This is a genomic window from Paenibacillus sp. FSL F4-0100 (genome assembly GCF_037993005.1).
GTDB lineage: Bacteria > Bacillota > Bacilli > Paenibacillales > Paenibacillaceae > Paenibacillus_AQ.
In genome coordinates, this window is the sequence record NZ_CP150303.1 from 805,996 (window position 1) to 823,246 (window position 17,251).

The 17,251-nt window shown below is 44.5% G+C and carries 14 protein-coding genes and 1 tRNA gene; 9 read left to right on the forward strand and 6 right to left on the reverse strand.

What is annotated here, in order from left to right; genetic code table 11:
• Nucleotides 1–221: 221 nt before the first annotated feature.
• Entirely contained in the window at nt 222–1,070 is an 849-nt protein-coding gene (locus MHH48_RS03575; protein ID WP_076322237.1) for an ATP-dependent DNA ligase, read from the reverse strand.
• Between the two features lie 591 nt (nt 1,071–1,661).
• On the opposite strand from MHH48_RS03575, the gene MHH48_RS03580 reads away from it, so the two are divergent.
• From MHH48_RS03580 to MHH48_RS03590, 3 genes are all read left to right on the forward strand, one after another.
• The gene (locus MHH48_RS03580) at nt 1,662–2,222 is read left to right on the forward strand and encodes a hypothetical protein (RefSeq protein WP_340390405.1); all 561 of its coding nucleotides are present in this window, start codon (nt 1,662–1,664) and stop codon (nt 2,220–2,222) included.
• Between the two features lie 443 nt (nt 2,223–2,665).
• Nucleotides 2,666–2,950 carry a DUF4183 domain-containing protein gene (locus MHH48_RS03585; protein WP_076322235.1) on the forward strand — a complete coding sequence of 95 codons (285 nt, stop codon included), beginning with the start codon at nt 2,666–2,668 and terminating at the stop codon, nt 2,948–2,950.
• A 757-nt stretch (nt 2,951–3,707) separates the two neighbouring features.
• On the forward strand, nt 3,708–4,259 hold the full coding sequence (locus MHH48_RS03590) for a GrpB family protein (RefSeq protein WP_076322234.1): 552 nt from the start codon (nt 3,708–3,710) through the stop codon (nt 4,257–4,259).
• A gap of 428 nt (nt 4,260–4,687) precedes the next feature.
• On the opposite strand, the gene MHH48_RS03595 is transcribed toward MHH48_RS03590, so the two are convergent.
• Nucleotides 4,688–5,812 (reverse strand): hypothetical protein, encoded by a 1,125-nt coding sequence (locus tag MHH48_RS03595; RefSeq protein ID WP_076322233.1) that lies wholly within the window; start codon nt 5,810–5,812, stop codon nt 4,688–4,690.
• Nucleotides 5,813–5,986: 174 nt separating this feature from the next.
• Between MHH48_RS03595 and MHH48_RS03600 the strand changes: the two genes are divergently transcribed.
• Nucleotides 5,987–6,049: transfer RNA gene (locus MHH48_RS03600), tRNA-Thr, on the forward strand.
• Between the two features lie 851 nt (nt 6,050–6,900).
• Here the strand turns inward: MHH48_RS03600 and MHH48_RS03605 are convergent.
• The 3 genes from MHH48_RS03605 to MHH48_RS03615 all read right to left on the reverse strand — a co-directional run bounded on the left by MHH48_RS03605 (nt 6,901) and on the right by MHH48_RS03615 (nt 10,455).
• Entirely contained in the window at nt 6,901–7,446 is a 546-nt protein-coding gene (locus MHH48_RS03605; protein ID WP_076322231.1) for a cupin domain-containing protein, read from the reverse strand.
• A gap of 506 nt (nt 7,447–7,952) precedes the next feature.
• The gene (locus tag MHH48_RS03610; protein ID WP_076322230.1) at nt 7,953–9,761 is read right to left on the reverse strand and encodes a LamG-like jellyroll fold domain-containing protein; all 1,809 of its coding nucleotides are present in this window, start codon (nt 9,759–9,761) and stop codon (nt 7,953–7,955) included.
• A gap of 490 nt (nt 9,762–10,251) precedes the next feature.
• A complete protein-coding gene (locus tag MHH48_RS03615) occupies nt 10,252–10,455 on the reverse strand; it encodes a hypothetical protein (RefSeq protein WP_076322228.1) in 204 nt (67 codons plus the stop codon).
• A 306-nt stretch (nt 10,456–10,761) separates the two neighbouring features.
• Here MHH48_RS03615 and MHH48_RS03620 point away from each other — a divergent pair, with 306 nt between their 5' ends.
• Both MHH48_RS03620 and MHH48_RS03625 read left to right on the forward strand, forming a co-directional pair.
• Complete coding sequence (locus MHH48_RS03620; protein WP_076322668.1) at nt 10,762–11,493, forward strand: N-acetylmuramoyl-L-alanine amidase; 732 nt, start codon at nt 10,762–10,764, stop codon at nt 11,491–11,493.
• 141 nt (nt 11,494–11,634) lie between these two features.
• The gene (locus MHH48_RS03625) at nt 11,635–11,958 is read left to right on the forward strand and encodes a methyltransferase domain-containing protein (RefSeq protein ID WP_076322227.1); all 324 of its coding nucleotides are present in this window, start codon (nt 11,635–11,637) and stop codon (nt 11,956–11,958) included.
• 258 nt (nt 11,959–12,216) lie between these two features.
• Here MHH48_RS03625 and MHH48_RS03630 read toward each other — a convergent pair whose 3' ends face one another.
• Entirely contained in the window at nt 12,217–12,549 is a 333-nt protein-coding gene (locus MHH48_RS03630; RefSeq protein WP_076322226.1) for a hypothetical protein, read from the reverse strand.
• A 202-nt stretch (nt 12,550–12,751) separates the two neighbouring features.
• Here MHH48_RS03630 and MHH48_RS03635 point away from each other — a divergent pair, with 202 nt between their 5' ends.
• The 3 genes from MHH48_RS03635 (at nt 12,752) to MHH48_RS03645 (ending at nt 17,132) form a co-directional block, all read left to right on the forward strand.
• The gene (locus MHH48_RS03635; protein ID WP_076322225.1) at nt 12,752–13,354 is read left to right on the forward strand and encodes a DUF4352 domain-containing protein; all 603 of its coding nucleotides are present in this window, start codon (nt 12,752–12,754) and stop codon (nt 13,352–13,354) included.
• A 230-nt stretch (nt 13,355–13,584) separates the two neighbouring features.
• A complete protein-coding gene (locus MHH48_RS03640) occupies nt 13,585–15,330 on the forward strand; it encodes an ABC transporter ATP-binding protein (protein ID WP_076322224.1) in 1,746 nt (581 codons plus the stop codon).
• A complete protein-coding gene (locus MHH48_RS03645; RefSeq protein ID WP_076322223.1) occupies nt 15,327–17,132 on the forward strand; it encodes an ABC transporter ATP-binding protein in 1,806 nt (601 codons plus the stop codon). Before MHH48_RS03640 ends, MHH48_RS03645 begins: the two co-directional genes overlap by 4 nt.
• Nucleotides 17,133–17,251 lie beyond the last annotated feature (119 nt).

The following is a 17,251-nucleotide window of genomic DNA, read 5'->3' on the forward strand; positions in this document are numbered from 1 at the left end:
GATCGACTGATCTTGCTACGTTTTGGACTATCTCACCTCAGTCACGGCTCGATCTAAAGCGTCCATAATGATTACATGGACCTTTTTAATGGATCCAACTGCTAATTTCGGTAACAGCGTTCTATGATAAAAATCGTGGAAGTGCTTTGGTTTTAATTTTGTCATCTGCACCTTTCACTAGCTTAAGCTAGTGGGGTTCTTTCACATAAACGAAATTTTAATTAATAGTTGAGTTCCGTTAATACTGGCGTTCGCAACATCCCCGAATTGAACCAGTTTCTATATTTCACCCGCCCCTGGATCATCGGATTCAAATAAACGAATTTTTTATCCTCACCTGTGACAAGGAATTGACTCTTCGAATAAAACTCTTTCCTGGTTGCCTTTGTAACATATTCGACAATCCCAGCCGACCGAAGACCACCAGACTCATTCTGAACCGCGGCAAGTAATCCGAATTCGTTTTTTCGATACCCGGTTATGATCACGTTAGTATACGACCAATTAATAACCTTCTGCCAAGCTGGTGATCGGCTGCTTACATATAGACTATTCTTTCGTTTACCGACCATCCTTTCAAGTTTTCGGTTCACCATCTGTTCAAATAAAGCTTCGCCTGCGCCTTCCACGAAGGGAATGACGCCAAATTGCTGATTTGGCATTTTTATGCCGGCAAGGATCTCTTTGCGCTGCAGCAGTGGCATCTTCCGAAGGTCTTGCCCTTTGTATTGCAATATGTCGAACACAACAAACGTAACTGGAGAAGATGTGGTCAGCTGCTTGATGCATTGGTCCTTACTTGCTTTAAACCGGACCATAACTTCCTCAAAGTCCACGCCGTCGGGACCGGCACATGCTACTTCACCATCCAGAAGGATGTCATCATCAAACGGAACCAAGAGTTCAGGGTATTGTTGTGTACATTCCGTCTCATGACGAGTATAAAGCCGGATCCGGCCGGACTGTTGGGAAAACAGGAGCCTGTGCCCGTCAATCTTTGGTTCGAATATATAGTGCGAATCTGAGAAAGGAGCTGGCGCTGTTGCGAGAAGCATCGGTTCAATAAACATAAAAAAACACCTCGAAATAATTATAACGTTCAAGGTTATGCTGATCAGGCGGTAAGTTATGTCATAACAGATAGCGGCGCTGATTTTTGGGCTCGATACTTAAGTATAACGAAATAGGATATCCCTAAATAAAACGCTTATTTTTTATCTGGAATGGTTCCGGTTTGTTTGATACAAGTTATTCGTCCACCCCCATGGTGTGCATTTGACATATAGATATGACTATACACACAGTTATAAAGTCTAAGAGAAGGTGGCGAAAATGAAGGGTGGCAGCTAAACGAAAGTACAAATGTTTAAAGGCAAAAAGAAAATACAAACGTACCAAAAGAATTAAAAAAACAGTTTTTCTTAAGAAACTCCTTTGTAAAAGGTGCATATCAAAGTGGTGTTTATTAAATAGAAGAAAGCAAAATCTTCAAGCTCTAATTAACCAGAAAGCCTTACAAGCTGCAATACAGGAAGCTAAATCCAAAATGAAAGCTGAGTTAGCTAAATTGTGTGAAATGCAGAAATCCCTAAGCCAGCCAGGTATTCAAGGGATTTCAGGTCCGCAAGGCCCACAAGGACCACAAGGAGCAAGAGGGTTGGATGGATCACAAGGTCCTCAAGGACCGCCAGGACAACAAGGACCACAAGGAGCAAGAGGGCTGGATGGATCACAAGGTCCTCAAGGACCGCCAGGACAACAAGGACCACAAGGAGAAAGAGGGCTGGATGGATCACAAGGTCCTCAAGGACCGCCAGGACAACAAGGACCACAAGGAGAAAGAGGGCTTGATGGATCACAAGGTCCTCAAGGACCGCCAGGGCAACAAGGACCACAAGGAGAAAGAGGGCTTGATGGATCACAAGGTCCTCAAGGACCGCCAGGGCAACAAGGACCACAAGGAGAAAGAGGGCTTGATGGATCACAAGGTCCTCAAGGACCGCCAGGGCAACAAGGACCACAAGGAGAAAGAGGGCTTGATGGATCACAAGGTCCTCAAGGACTGCCAGGGCAACAAGGACCACAAGGAGAAAGAGGGCTTGATGGATCACAAGGTCCTCAAGGACTGCCAGGGCAACAAGGACCACAAGGAGAAAGAGGGCTTGATGGATCACAAGGTCCTCAAGGCCCACAAGGACCACAAGGCCCTCCTGGAGAAGTAGTCATTCCTGAAGTTACTGTCACTACTGCAATTAACCGTTATTTTTATGAACCAGAAACAGATCTGGATCTAACTATGTCAGCTATGATTCCAGCCGGTCAATTCACGAACGATATGGGAGCCCCCGTGGTGGAATTCTCGGCCCTTGGCCCAAACAGCTTTAACAATCTTTATATAAATGGAATTCTTCAGCTCAGTAACTCGTACGATGTAAATTCGCTCAGCTTATTTTTTCCAGCCCAAAGTAGCACAATCTATGCAGGTACTCCGATCGTTTTAGAAACAGTAGAGTTAACGGCTAATGTTATTGTCTAACAATTTTTGGTAGTATGCCTGCGCAATCCCTGAACTCTTGCATTAAATGTATAAGAGGATCAGGCATGCTTTCAAAGATTTCAGCTTGTGTTTCAGCATGATCCTCAACAAAGAAGGGAGGCGATGAAAATGCCAATAGTACCACCGTATCAAAACAGTAGAAGATTCACTTCTACAGTTGGTGCTGGAACGGGAACAGGAGCAACATTCGCAATTGCAGCCACAGCGTTTACCAATGATGCAGGAACAGCTGCCACGGTATTTCCGAGTACGTTCAACTATTACAACCTTTATGTGAATGGTATAATGCAAACGGCTGATGTTTCTTCTGTTACAACAACGACGATTACCATCCCTGGCGGCGATGCGTTAGATCCCGGAACACCTCTTGTAGTTCAATTCGTTGTCTCTTAAATGTTGGTATATTTGCTCTTATCCAAAAGCCCTGCTCTGTTTTTAAAGGAGCAGGGCTTTTTCTAAATACAAAAGGGGATGATCTTCCCAGATAGTGCTTTCTGAAACAAAATGCACTATTACATTGTGGCTGTTCGATGAGTATGAAGATAGAGTTAACAGGTATTATCGTACCGATCCACACGTTCAGACGAGAAATCAAATTGTCTTTAGCTGAAGGTGAATGGCAATGGATAAAGATTGATGAAATTGTTTCTGCTCACTAGAAAATTGCCCGCTAGCATTTAGCTGACGGGCCTCAGTCTTCTAACAGAACTTCTAACAAATCTTCTAACGGCCAAGAAATACTTCAAGAACCTTAAACGGATCTAGCGGTTTTCCGAGATTTTGGAATCGCGCCATTTTTGTTATTTATTACGTTCTTCTACCATTTTTCTAGCCTTTAATCTGATGAAGTGTTATTTTCACCGTCGATAGGATCACTTTTGTTCTCGATCAAAGCGTCAAATTCCTTGCCGAGTATAGAATCGCCGATATTATTCAGGACAGCTTCCTGAAGGTTGGGGAGAACATGTGAATATGTATTTAGTGTAACATTAATTGAACTATGACCGAGTCTCTCCTGGACAATTTTAGGGTCCCTTCGTCGCCAAGGCGATCATTTGCGACATTGACAAAACAAACATGAAATGGTAGTATTTTCATCACGTTTTTTGTACATTGTTATCTTGAAATAGAAAAAAAGGAGAGTGAAAGAATGTCCGCCCAACAACATTATTTAGTCAACGTAGTTCCCTACAGTTCTGACTGGTCTATGGAATTTGAGAAAGAGAAAGAGCGATTGCTTGAAATACTGGCCCCACACATCGCTGCCATTGAACATACCGGCAGTACTTCAATACCCAATCAAGGCGCAAAGCCCATTATCGATATTTCCGCTGCAGTTCATACTTTGCTTGATAAACAAATCTATGAAAATCTGCTTAGCAATTCAGGCTATGGTTATATTGGAGCCTTCAAGACCGGGCGACACTTCTTCGCAAAAGAACACGCAGGAATACGTACGCATCATTTGCATATCTTTCCACTTGAAGGATTTTACGAAAGAAATGAATTACTATTTCGCGATTACCTTAGGGCCCATCCCGATTTCGTAATAGAGTACGGGGAACTAAAACGAACGTTGGCTGAAGAATATCCTTCAGATCCTGAAGGTTATACGCGGGCAAAAACCGACTTTATCCAACGTGTTGTTGACTTGGCGCGAACAGAACGAGGACTTCCTCTTCAAAACGTATGGGTTGATTAGTTCGTCTAGTACAGTGCCGGTTGAATCCTCACAGATGGGAGGCAGTCCCGTCATTATAGAGGCTCTTCCTCTTTTGAAAATTTAGTTATTTATAAACATCCCTTTTTGTCTTCAAGTCGTAAATACTACGGAATCGATTTATCTGGAATTGTGTAAGACAAAGATGAGATATTTCAACTCCGAAGTGGGGATCCTGTCCCTGTCTAGAGGTATACTACGAAATAATTCTTTACTTGAAGCAATTCCTCCAGCTAATTTGTAACCCACGACTCATTAAAACTCATCGAGCGTGCCTCTAACTTCATGAAAACTTAATCCCTATTTTGGGTTAACGCATTCTACGAACAGTTTCAATCATTTTTTACGCATTCATGCGGAGTAACCACTTCTCCATCATGTCTCCTTTAAAAATTAATCTGAAGGATTTACTAGAATTCAGTCCACGAGTTAAGCTTTCCATTATGGAAGTGTATATAGGTTCTTCCATAAACCCACTGGTCTATTTTCATGTTAGCACTTGTGTACGAGTTTATTTCATCTGGTGCCCCCCAAGACAAGTAGACTTGATCCTCAGACATACCTATACTTATTTTTTGCTGTGTTATTTTGGTCCAGACATTAGATGACCAGTTGGTATACACACTCTTTGGATTGGTTGAATAAAATCCATTCTTAATTGGTTCACTAGGATCATCGTAAAAACTCAGCTTAAAAGTGACATCATGGCCGCTCGCACGTTTTGCTTGAATAATCAATTCTTTCCCCTTCATTTTAATTGATTTAAAATACACCTTTTCAATATTCAACAGGGGATTAGAGGTTGGTAAGAGATTTTTATTTGCCCAGAAATACTTGCCTATATAGAGATAACTCATGAGCTCATAGTGAAAGTATGTACAAAATGAATCGGGTACTTCACCAATAACAATTTCTTCAATTACCTTACCATTATTGAGAAGGATAATAAATCTAACTGAATCACTAGTTATAGGGTCTATTTCAATGACGTGACCTACTTTTTCTCCTTTATATATGTATATTTTCTTACCCATATAGATTTTTAGATCATCTGAAACCTTATCCATTTGTTCAATTAGTTGTGTAGTTTTAGATTTTCCATTCGTGTCACTCCATAAAAAAAGGGAGTTAGGCTCATATAAGTACTTCCCTGATAAGCCTGTCATTCTATAGAAATCTTCAATAGTTATATATGTCGTGTTATCATACAAATATGAATTAGTATTATTCAGTTTAAACGTGCCATTATCAGATTTGACCGTAATAGGCTTTTCATAATTTACTTTTACATTCTTGAGCTTGGCTAAAAGTTTTACTGGTAAATAGATCCCACTCTTTTTGATCCCATCAAGGTTGTACGTTTTTTCTTTTGTTACAACTATCTGCCCATCTAAAAATATCGCAATTGCTTCAGAGGCATATGCATTACTGGGGATAATATTGGATGCAGCTTCTAGTTTAGTTAATGGACTTATGAACAGAATTACTGAAACTAATGTAGCGATTAAAAGAGGTGTTTTTAGTTCCTTTTTCATAAATTCTCCCACCTTATATGGATATCAATACCTATCCAAAGGTATCATATGTAGTACTAATTAGCTAGCTCCTTGAGCTCTTCCTAATAATGAAATAGATGATTCATTCCCATTACAACTCATTTTTCCATAAGACACGTCTGAATGTGCGTTATAGGCAACGTCAGGTATCGGAGGGAAATAGCGCTATCTAGCGCACTCGTAATGCGTAGGTCGGGGGTTCAATTCCCTTCACCAGCATCTTTACAAAGTCAATAATGGCGCGGTTTTCCGAGTTTTTTCGGAACCGCGCCATTTTTGTTTAATAACCTACACTTCTAACATTCTTCTAACCTTTAGTCGAGTAAAGTGGGTTTTTAGTCCTCGATTTGGTTCCCTAAGATTGAGTCACCAATTGTATTAAGAACAGCTTCTTGTAAGTTGGGTAGTACGTGGGAATACGTATCTAAGGTTACATTAATAGAAGAATGGCCTCTGTGTTAGCAAATAGAGCTATTGATCGAATGCTGCTATCATTTTTTGTATCATCAAAGTCATGTCCAACCTCAGCAATTGTATATGCCTGTCTTACAGATATGCTCCTGATGTTTAGGTCTAAATCAATTCGTCTTAAAGCAAGGATCTCACTTTGCCTCATGCCGGTAGATGCCGCGAGCTCGAAAGCCACATAATGGCGAAGCAGTCGCCGTATTGATCAGGAGAATCTACATGCCGATAAGACGGCTAACGCCACGATTCTGATCGAAAAGCAACGTTGGATATCAGAGATATCAGTTTTATACTCATCAGCTTCGGAGAGCATTCGGCTTGATTCAGGATGACGACTCGAGGAAAGCTGTAGACTATAGATATATGTAAGGTTATTCATATAAAGAGACGATGCTGTTCTTTCGGCATGGTCTGAGTGACAGCACTATTCGTCGGAAGATAGCTGAGAGCACAGAGAGCATGGCCAACATGCTTAAGCTCATGGGGTTCTTTGATCAAGATAATGTGGAGTTTTGAAAGGGAAATAAATACAGCGGCTAACTGAGATGTCAAAACCCCAGTTTGCCGCTGTTTTAATTTTAAAGGTTCTATCTTTTATTTTACCTAGCAGACATGGCATCTGCTTTGGTTTCTTGAACCGTGCCATATGGATGCTCTGGAGGAGCATAGATCACGTATACTTTTAGTGGTACATTCCCCATATTGGTTACATTGTGCCATTTTCCAGCCGGTATCATGATTGCATAGTCATCATAGGCCATTTTTTGAAAATCCAAGTTATCTTTACTATCACCCATTTGAACAAGTCCTTTACCTTGTTCAATTCGTATGAATTGATCAGTTGTAGGATGAACTTCTAAACCAATGTCATCTCCAACATTAATGCTCATTAGTGTCACTTGAAAGTGCTTTCCTGTCCATAAGGCGGTTCGGTAAGTATTGTTTTGTTTAGCTGCTTGATCAATATTCAACACAAGAGGCCTTTGTCCATAATCAGTTAATTTCATATTTTCATCATAACGATGCCAATTGTTATTGTTCCAACTCGAATAACGAAAATTCAAATTATCGCTCCAATTTTGGTTATTCCAGTAGTTATGCGCAGGATTATACCCTTGGTAAGGGTGGCATGGATAACGGTACATATTCAATCTCCTCTTCATGGTTTCGTAATTTTCTATCTATCCTATGCAGTAGCCTATATAGAGGAGACAACAATGGGCTGGAGCCTATGGCTTATAACAATATTATCGACCGTTTTTTGGAAATGATATTTTTTCCTTTAAAACGGCTCTTAACAAGATATCTGGTCGCTGGGATGAAGGAGCGCTTTTCCTGGTTATTGGAAGAGTCATCCAGGATATCCTCCGGCCAAGGAGGATATGCAAATCGATAGGGAAAAAGCAATTATTGTTAAACTTTCTTGTCTATTCGTCTAATAAGTCCAATATCGTACCAGCATTAATAAAAATTGCCCGCCGGCTTTTAGCCAGCGAGCCGTAGTCCTCTACCAGAAACTCTACCCAAATCAGGAACCATTGATCATCTCAGCAGAAGTCATTCAAAAATGTCTGGAAGATGAAATCATCATAAAAGCAAGCAGGTAGCGCTTCAAGCGCCGGGAATCATCCCGGCGCTTGCGCATGTCTAACTATTGTAAGAAATCTTTCTTGTTCAGCGCATGATCGACGATACGAATTTCGCTGATCCATCCGTTAAATACGCCGTCCAGCTTATTGGCATATTGGCTCGCGCCGATGATCCACGGTTTGCCGGTCGTGGCGATGCCCTGCGGCTTTGTGTCGGGATTGCGCAATACTTCTACGCCGTCGATATACATCTTTGTCGATTGTCCGTTGTTTACCAGCGCGATATGATGCCAGCTATCGTCCATTTCCCACGACCAACTCGTTTGCTCGCTTCCGTAATTGAGCGGGAAGGACGCCCATTGAATCTCCCGTAAGCTTGACACAGCTAACGTTGCTAGCGGAGCGTCGGCGTCACCTTCTTTCTTGCCGACGTCTTGTCCGGTGCCGTACCGGCCCAGAATGCCCATCCAGGAATGTTTGTCGGCGTCAAAGTCAGGCCCGAGCTTCACGACCGCTTCAATCGTATATCCGTTCGGGAATGTTAGTGCATTGATAGGCGCTTGATCGGATGTTTTCAAATACGAGCCTTTCTTTTGTGACTTGTTATTGAAGAAGCGAATGCCCGAATTACTTTGCGGATTTTGCGCATTTCCTTTGTACCAGATCAGATCGCCTGGTTTGGCGTCGCCTTCGTCGATACGGTACAAATCGTTCCCTTTGCCGGAAAGATCTTCGACCGCTGCTCCCTTGCCTGCCACAGCTTGCCCTTCAGCGGCCGAACGGTTGTCCATTTGCCAGTAAGCGACCGTACCTTCTACTTTCGGCACTTCTTTCTTGACGGAAATGATGGGCTGAAATCCGGAGAACCGTTCTTCAAAATCCATCGCGACTGTAAAATCGTTAAAATCGTCTACTAATTTCTCCTCATCAAACGCGGTTCTTTGTTTCTCCGGCATTCCCATGACCCATGGGGAGAAGGAGGATGTATGAATGCGGTTCTTGTCCATATCGAATTCAAGCGTTCGTAACATTCCGTTGCCGCCGTGAAAGGCGCTCTGATAATCAACGACCATCATAACGACGTCGTGACCTTTGTTATTTTTCTTGACCGTATGAGCATAGCCATGATGATGACCGTTTACGGTGAGGAAGATTTGATCGTTTTTCGCGATCAGCTTGTCCCATAGAAATTGCCCGTGATCTGTCATGACGGCTGATTTTTTGTCGTTGGAAATGTTCAGCAATTGGTGGGTGAACACCATGACCGGGTACGTTGGATGTTTGTCGATTGCTTTTTGCGCCCACTTCAACGTCTCTTCGGACGCTCTCCAATCCAGGAAGAGTGCCATATACTTTTTCCCGGACCCTTCAAAAATATAGTAGGAATTAAATCCGTCCTCCGAATGGCCGGTAAAACCCGGGATGTTTTTCATCCGATCTGTCGAAAAATAGTTCAAAAACGGTTCCTTGGCCAAATCCCGTTCGTTGTCGTATTGCTGCGAGTTGAGCACATCATGGTTTCCTGCCAAAAAACCGTATGGAAGCTTGGCTTTATCGAATACTTTCATCGCCTCGTCGGCGTTGCGCCATTCGTACTCTTCATCGGCGCGATCGACCAAATCGCCTAAATGTGCGGTGAACACAATATTTTCTTTTTTCACGTTCTTTGCGATCCAATTCGTTTGCGACAGCCAAAGCTCGTTTTTGTAACGCGCATACTTTTGCGTATCCGGCAGTATGGCCATTTTGAAGCTATTGTCGCTATCTGGTGAAGTGGCCGGACTTGCGGACGCTTGAAAGCCCGACAGCAGCCCCGCAATCATCGTCGCTGGCAACAGCAGCGCGAGCAATTTCTTGAATTTCTTTTTCATTCTGTCATATCCCTTCATCGATGTAATGTGATAGGGACATTGTACGGAATATGTATTACCGGGATGTTAGGAGAGAAACGGATTTGTGTAAAGTATGGAAATGGTCTGTGCTGATTAAATTGCCGTTGGCTTCCAGTGTGGATCAATTGGCAGTATATCGATCATGGGAATCGCGAGCACCCGGCCACTAAGCTGTGAAGGAGTGATCAAAGAGTCATAAGGAGAATGCCTAACACTAGAAAAAGGGCTCCTAGAACGATCCAGAGAAGTCCACTGGATTTGATATATTGAATGTAGTCCGAACTTGGCTCAGACTCGTGGTTTACTTTCCAACTCTTATAAAACGAACCCCATGTGGGTTTGCGTATTCTCAATAGACCACGTATTAGAAAAACAACAGCGAACAGGATAAATGTAAACCCAGACATATAACCAGCCCCTCATCAATGGCTTAATGAAAAAGTTAAATGCGAGTAATACATATTACAAGTTAGAACAAAGTAGATAACCCTAAAAGAGCTAAAATAATACCAAAACCAACAACAAATACTCCGAGAAACTGCATTTTTAATATATCATTATCATCTATTTCATGGTATTCATCCCGATTCATGCGGATTGCCATTTCTTCAGGATTTCTGAATATTAATGTACCAAGCCAGATATTAATGGCACCGACGAACATGGTAAACATAGAATCAACCCCTTAACAGACAATACGCAAATCCCAATTTTAAGTTCCATTAAATGTAAAATGCAGAGCTCGTATCTAAACTCAAAAGGTGACTAGAAACCGATCTAGGCCGCTCAATATAGGCACAAGCAAACACCGAATGTGCTAAACAGGAGTATCTTATATATATACTCGTCCTTGCAGTAGGACTTACAGTTGCTTGCCTAATATAACCATTGAAGCATTAGTTGGAAGCAATTGCTGCAGTCGCCTTCGCTGTAATGGATCACCGGGCTATTCAACAACCTACAAAGGCGGTGAATGATCGTGAAAAAGGTTTGGATTGACGCAGGGCATGGCGGGAAGGATTCTGGAGCAATCGGAAACGACCTGCAGGAGAAGGAAATCGTATTAGCGGTGTCTCTTGCTGTGAAGAAACGATTGGAAGCGGAATATGGCGATGTCCAAGTACTACTCTCCCGATCCTCAGATGTGTTCCTTGAATTGGCTGAACGGACCCATAAGGCAAACGCTGCTGGCGCCGATATCCTAGTTAGCATCCATTGTAACGCGGGTGGCGGTGCTGGGGGCTTTGAGTCATATCGATATACCTCGGCAAGCTCGGCTTCGGTAAAATTGCAGAACGTTATGCATACGGAAATCATGAGTACCATTAAATCCTTCGGTGTCATCGATCGGGGGCAGAAGGCCGCTAATCTGCATATGGTCCGTGAATCTAAGATGCCTGCTGTCTTAACCGAAAACCTGTTTATCGATGTGGCGGCAGATGCAGCCAAGCTTAAACGGCAGGATGTGATTGATTCTATTGCGATCGGTCATGTGAATGGCATTGCTAAATATTTGGGACTTCAGAAGAAAGAGGGGGGCGTTACGGTGGAGGATAAGGTACATGTCATCGTAAACGGGAAGCAGATCGCGGACGGCAAGCTTGAGAATGGCGTGACCTATGTGCCGCTTCGGGCTATCGGTGAGGCGTTAGGCGCCAAGGTTGTCTGGGATAACAAGACCAAGACGGCTACAGTTACAACAAAGCCATAAATTATTAAGACCTTACTGGCTTGGACGCTGGCAGGGTCTTTGTTTTGTTTACCAAGTATGCATTTCTAAAACTCAATATTTTAGTAGTATCCGAATTCATTAACAGAGCTTCCCGATTAATTCAGGGAGTGGAGTTATTCGTTGGCATTATATGATCCATTTGCAGAGCAATATAATGAGATGGTTAAGGCTGGTGGGCCGGAGAATTCATATCAATACATTATGGAACATTTATCAGGAATTTCAGAGCTTCAGGGGAAAAAGATCTGTGATATCGGCTGCGGCCAAGGGGAGTTAAGTTATCGGCTCTCGTTACGTGGAGCTGTTGTTACAGGGGTTGATCTCAGTATTAAGCTGCTTGAATTTGCACAGCAAAAAACGGACAAAGTGACATGGGTTCATGATGATGCGATGAAATTAAGTAAGCTTCCAAATGAGAACCCAAAAGAATGGATAATTCAGTAGATTTGCTTCCTTCTTTATTAGCTGTTGTAGGACAAAAATCGTCAAACCATCTTTCCTAGTTCAGCCTAATTACAATACCATCAGAAACCTGAAACAATTTATGTCTCTTTAATCATAATTTAAGCTTCCATTAATATTTGGAGCATATGATAAAAGCACCCCTTAAAAAATATATCAGAAGCCCCTCTAACATAGGTTAGAGGGGCTTCTTTGGTTATCGTCCCTCGCCTGCGTACAGGCGGATTTCTGATTGAATATTTAGAATCCCAGCCATTTCGTGATATAAGCGGATACGGCTAACTCCTGGAAATCCTGCCAGCTGCGAAATGGGGTATGTTCAACGATAAATGGGTTAATCGTATGTCCTTGTATGAATTCGTCAAACTCTTCATCTGTGCTTCCCTCATAACCTGCGGCTTTCAGCAAGTGACCGATTGAAGAAAACTTGGTATGTCTTTGAATAAATGATTCCGAGAACAATTCTTCCACGGGCACTTCTTGTTTCATGTCCGAGAGCCTTGCGGCATTTTCGCGAATTTCTGATAGCTTCTGTTCATCCAGTCCGTCTAATCCACTGATCCCAGTATTCATTATGCCCACCTCCAAAAAGTTGCACGTCACTCTATTATACATATACGAGTATGCTGAATTATTGGATTCGCTTTTTTTTGAAGCGGGTATTGACTTGCTAGTTAAATCTTGCATAAGAAAATGTCGAAATGTTAAGAAAATAATAGAAAAATCATATATGGTATGATAATGTGGTATATATTACCTACACGGAGGTTAGTAAATGAGAACAAAGTTTGGTTTGATTTTGATGATTTGTGCATTTTTAGTTATTTCGGCATGCGGAAATAATCCTACGAGCAGTGACTCTGCCAAGCAAGACGAAAGTGTCAATGCAGTTGGGGAGACCGTTAAGGATGAGCCGAGCAAAGAAGCAACAACAGAGCCAGCCAAAGAGGAGCCAAAAAAGGAACCAAAAGAGGCTTCTAACAAACCTGGAGAAAAATTCACCTTAGGTGATTGGGAAGTTGTACTTGATTCGTTTGAGTTTGATCAAAAAGTAAGTGCAGATATGTTTTCGTCGAGTGCTGATGAAGGCAACAAGTTCCTTATTCTAAATTATACAGTCACCAATAATGGTAAAGAGGCAAAGGATTTCACATCAATCATTGGTGGCGTTAGTATGAAAGCCATATTTAAAGAGGAATATGAGTATAACTACACGGTAACCATGATTGATGGCGATCTGGGAACAGGCAGCATCAAGCCTTTGGCTACGAAATCCGGATTTGTTGTCATAGAAGTACCCGATGGCGTAGCTGATTCTAAAGAAAGCTTGGTCATCAAGCTTGAGGATCAGGACAAGGCACAAATCACATTACGATAACACCGAGAGAACGACCGACGCTATATTCAGCACAATAAACGAACGCCAACTCTGCATAGATGCAGAAGCTAGGCGTTCGTTTGCTTTTTCTTAGTACATATTATAATTATTCTTTACCTAGGAATGACTGTGGATATCATGTAGACTGGTAATGATTTACTGCCGCCATGCCTTGCTTTATGGGGAGATGGAGGTCTGTACATACTTGCTTGCATATGGGGGTGGGCACTGTGCCCAAACAAGAAAAGGTTTCAATGTCATGGCTGCTGCGGTATTTAAAACCGGTTAAAGGACGGCTGATACTGCTGATCATGATGCTGCTGACGTCGACAGGCTTGCAGCTTCTGAATCCGCAGATTGTCAAACGGTTTATTGACACGGCAGCCGAAGGTGGCGTTATAGCCACGCTGATTCAACTGGCGGGATTGTTTCTGGTCGTGGCTGTTTTTAATCAGCTGATTACCGTGGCTGTCAGCTATATGGGGAACGATATTTCATGGCGCGCCACGAACCGGCTTCGCGGCGATCTTTTGAAGCATTGCTTGCGGCTGGATATGCGATTTCATAATGTGAAAACGCCAGGCGAGATGATTGAGCGGGTTGATGGCGACGTGACGAATATTTCGAACTTCTTCGCGATGTTCATCGTGCAGGTTATCGGAAGTTTTGTGCTGCTCGCCGGCATACTAGGATTTATGTTCACAGTCAATCTGCCGATCGCGATCGTCATGACGGTGTTTACACTACTGTCTATTTTGTTCATGGTGTTCATCCGGAATATGGGCGTCAATTCTTCGAAGAATGAACGGGAAGCCAGCGCTTCGCTGTTTGGCTTAATTGAGGAACGCATCGCTGGCATTGAGGATGTACAGGCGAACGGCAATGTGCCGTATGTGATGAATCGGTTTCATCGCATGATGCGCAGCGTGTTTCTGAAAGGAAGAAAAGCCTGGATGCTTCGCGTCGTCCCTTGGAATACCACGGTGATTCTGTTTGCCCTTGCAGTTACCGCTGTCCTGCTACTAGGGGTTCGTTATTATTTGATCGGTGAAATTACGCTAGGGACCCTCTTCCTAATCTATCAATATACGCAGATGCTGAATGACCCGATCGAAATGCTGGGTGACCAGGTGCAGGAGTTCCAAAAGGCAAAATCCGGCATGCTGCGTTCCAGAGAGCTGCTGTCCAATAAGAGCGAGATTGTAGACGGAGAACAAGAAGAGCTTCCGGAGGGAGCGCTCGGTTTGGAATTTGAGGGCGTCAACTTCAGTTATAACGAAGATAAACCGGTGTTAAAAGACATCAACTTTGAGGTCAAACCAGGCGAACGCCTGGGGATTATCGGACGTACCGGCAGCGGAAAGTCGAGTCTCAGCCGTATTCTGCTTCGACTGTATAACATCGACAGCGGTGTGATCCGCGTTGGGGGGACCGATATCACGAAGCTGAAGCTGCCTGCGCTTTACCGCCGGGTGGGGATGGTCACGCAGGATGTACAGCTGTTTGATGGCTCGCTGCGTGACAACCTGACGTTGTTCGATAACGGCGTGTCGGATGCATTTATTCTGGAAACGACGGAGCGTCTGGGACTTCGGCAATGGATCGATGCGCAGTCGGAAGGTCTGGATACGCATCTGACAACAGGCGGAGCATCGCTATCCGCGGGGGAAGCGCAGCTATTCGCTTTAACCCGGGTATTTTTGACGCAGCCGAGCCTGGTGATTCTGGATGAACCGTCCTCACGCCTAGACGCCGCAACGGAAATGATGCTGCAGACGGCCGTGGATCAGCTGATGAGCAGTTGTACGGGCATCATCATCGCGCACCGGCTGGCTACGCTGGAGCAGGTGGATAAAATTATGGTGCTGGGTGACGGACGAATTCTGGAATTCGGCGCACGGGAAGCACTTGCACAAGATCCGGCATCGCATTATGCCAGACTGCTGATCACAGGCAGAGAGGAGGAACTGGCATGACCATCACAGGTTTTATAGGGCGCCTATTTCGTTTCAAGCCTTCATTATTTTTATTCAACGGTCTGTTGTGGTGCATATTTCATTCCTTGCCGCTATTGATCGGGCTTGGGATGCAGTGGTTTTTTGACCGGGCTACATCGAATTCGACGGATTATGTATGGCTAGCCGTTCCTTTGATCTTCATTGCCGCAGTAAGGGTTGCGCGGGTGGGGACGTTCTTTGCGGCCTTTTATCAATGGGTAACGTATATTTACCACATTCAGGCCATTCTGCGCACGAACATGCTGGCTGGGATCATGCGCTGGCCGGGGCGGAATTTGCCGGCTTCTCCAGGGGAGGCGATGAGTCGCTTCCGCGATGACGTGGAAGAAGTTGTGGAATACGTGGAATCCTGGGTGGATTTCTGGGGGCGCCTCGTTTTTGCCCTCGTCTCCGTAGTCATTATGGCGAGCATTAACTGGAAGATCATGCTGGTGGCCGTGCTGCCGCTCGTAGTGGTCACACTCTTGAACAATCTGTCCGGCAACCGCGCGCGTCGTTACGGGCTAAAGAACCGGGAAGCTACGGGGCGCATTACAAGCTTTATCGCGGAAACCTTCGGTGCGGTTCAAGCCTTGAAGCTCGGGCAGGCCGAGGATCATGTTCATGAGCGCTTCATGAAGCTGAACGAAGACCGCCGGCAGGCAGCGCTGAAGGATAATCTGTTCAAACAATGGATGCGATCCTTGAATCAGCATGTGCTTAGCATCTGTACGGGACTAATTCTGCTGATGTGCGCTGCTGAAATGCAGGCCGGGCATTTTACCGTCGGGGATTTCGCTTTGTTTACGTCTTACCTGGCTAATATCGGCTTCAGTATTTCCTTGTTCGGGTATATGGTGTTCCAGCACAAGCGGCTGAAGGTTTCCTTTGACCGGATGCGCTCGCTGTTCCGTCCTGGTGAGGAAGACCGGATTATTGAGGCACGGGAAACGTATCTGAACGAAGAGCCGCCGGAACTGCCCGTCATTCACAGAGAACCGGGGGAGAAGCTGCAGGAGCTGGAAGTCAAGAATTTATCATATCATTACCCGAATTCGGAGAATGGCATATCGGATATTAATTTCCGCTTGGAGCGCGGCAAGTTTCTGGTGGTGACAGGACGAATCGGAGCGGGGAAATCGACGCTTGTCCGGACATTGCTGGGTCTGCTGCCGAAGCAGGAAGGGACGATCCGCTGGAACGGGGAAGAGGTGGATCCGGCAACCTTCCTTATGCCTCCTCGGGCGGCGTATACACCGCAGGTTCCTAGGCTGTTTAGTGATCCCTTGAGAGAGAACATTGTTCAAGGGAAGAAAGAGCGGACGGAGGAAGCTCTGGAACGGGCCATCCGTCTGGCCGTCATGGAGAAGGATATCGAGAATCTGGATCAGGGACTGGAGACGTTGGTCGGTCCGAGGGGCGTTATGCTGTCGGGCGGACAAATCCAGCGGGCGGCTACGGCACGCATGCTGATTACGGGCGCGGATTTATTCATTTTTGATGATCTGTCCAGCGCGCTGGACGTGGAGACGGAGCAGCTGGTATGGGATGGGTTGTTCAAGGAGCAGGGCGTCACTTGCATCGCGGTATCGCATCGCAGGGCAGCCCTTTCGAAGGCCGATCATATCATCGTCATGAAGGATGGCCGGATCGAAGCGGAGGGCAGCTTGTCTGCGCTGCTCGCCACGAGCGAAGAGATGCAGCTGTTATGGCAGGGCGAGCAGTCCGTTGTCGAGGCTCAGGCCCCCGTAGAGGATAGAGTTGAGGTTAGCAAGGTATAACATTAAGTTTGGTTTGGAATTGGGGATGTTAGAACAGGTTTCGAGCAAGGCAGCTTCCGTTGGTATGAGGCTGCCTTTTTTTGTATAATATGAATGGAAAATAATGGGACGTACATTCT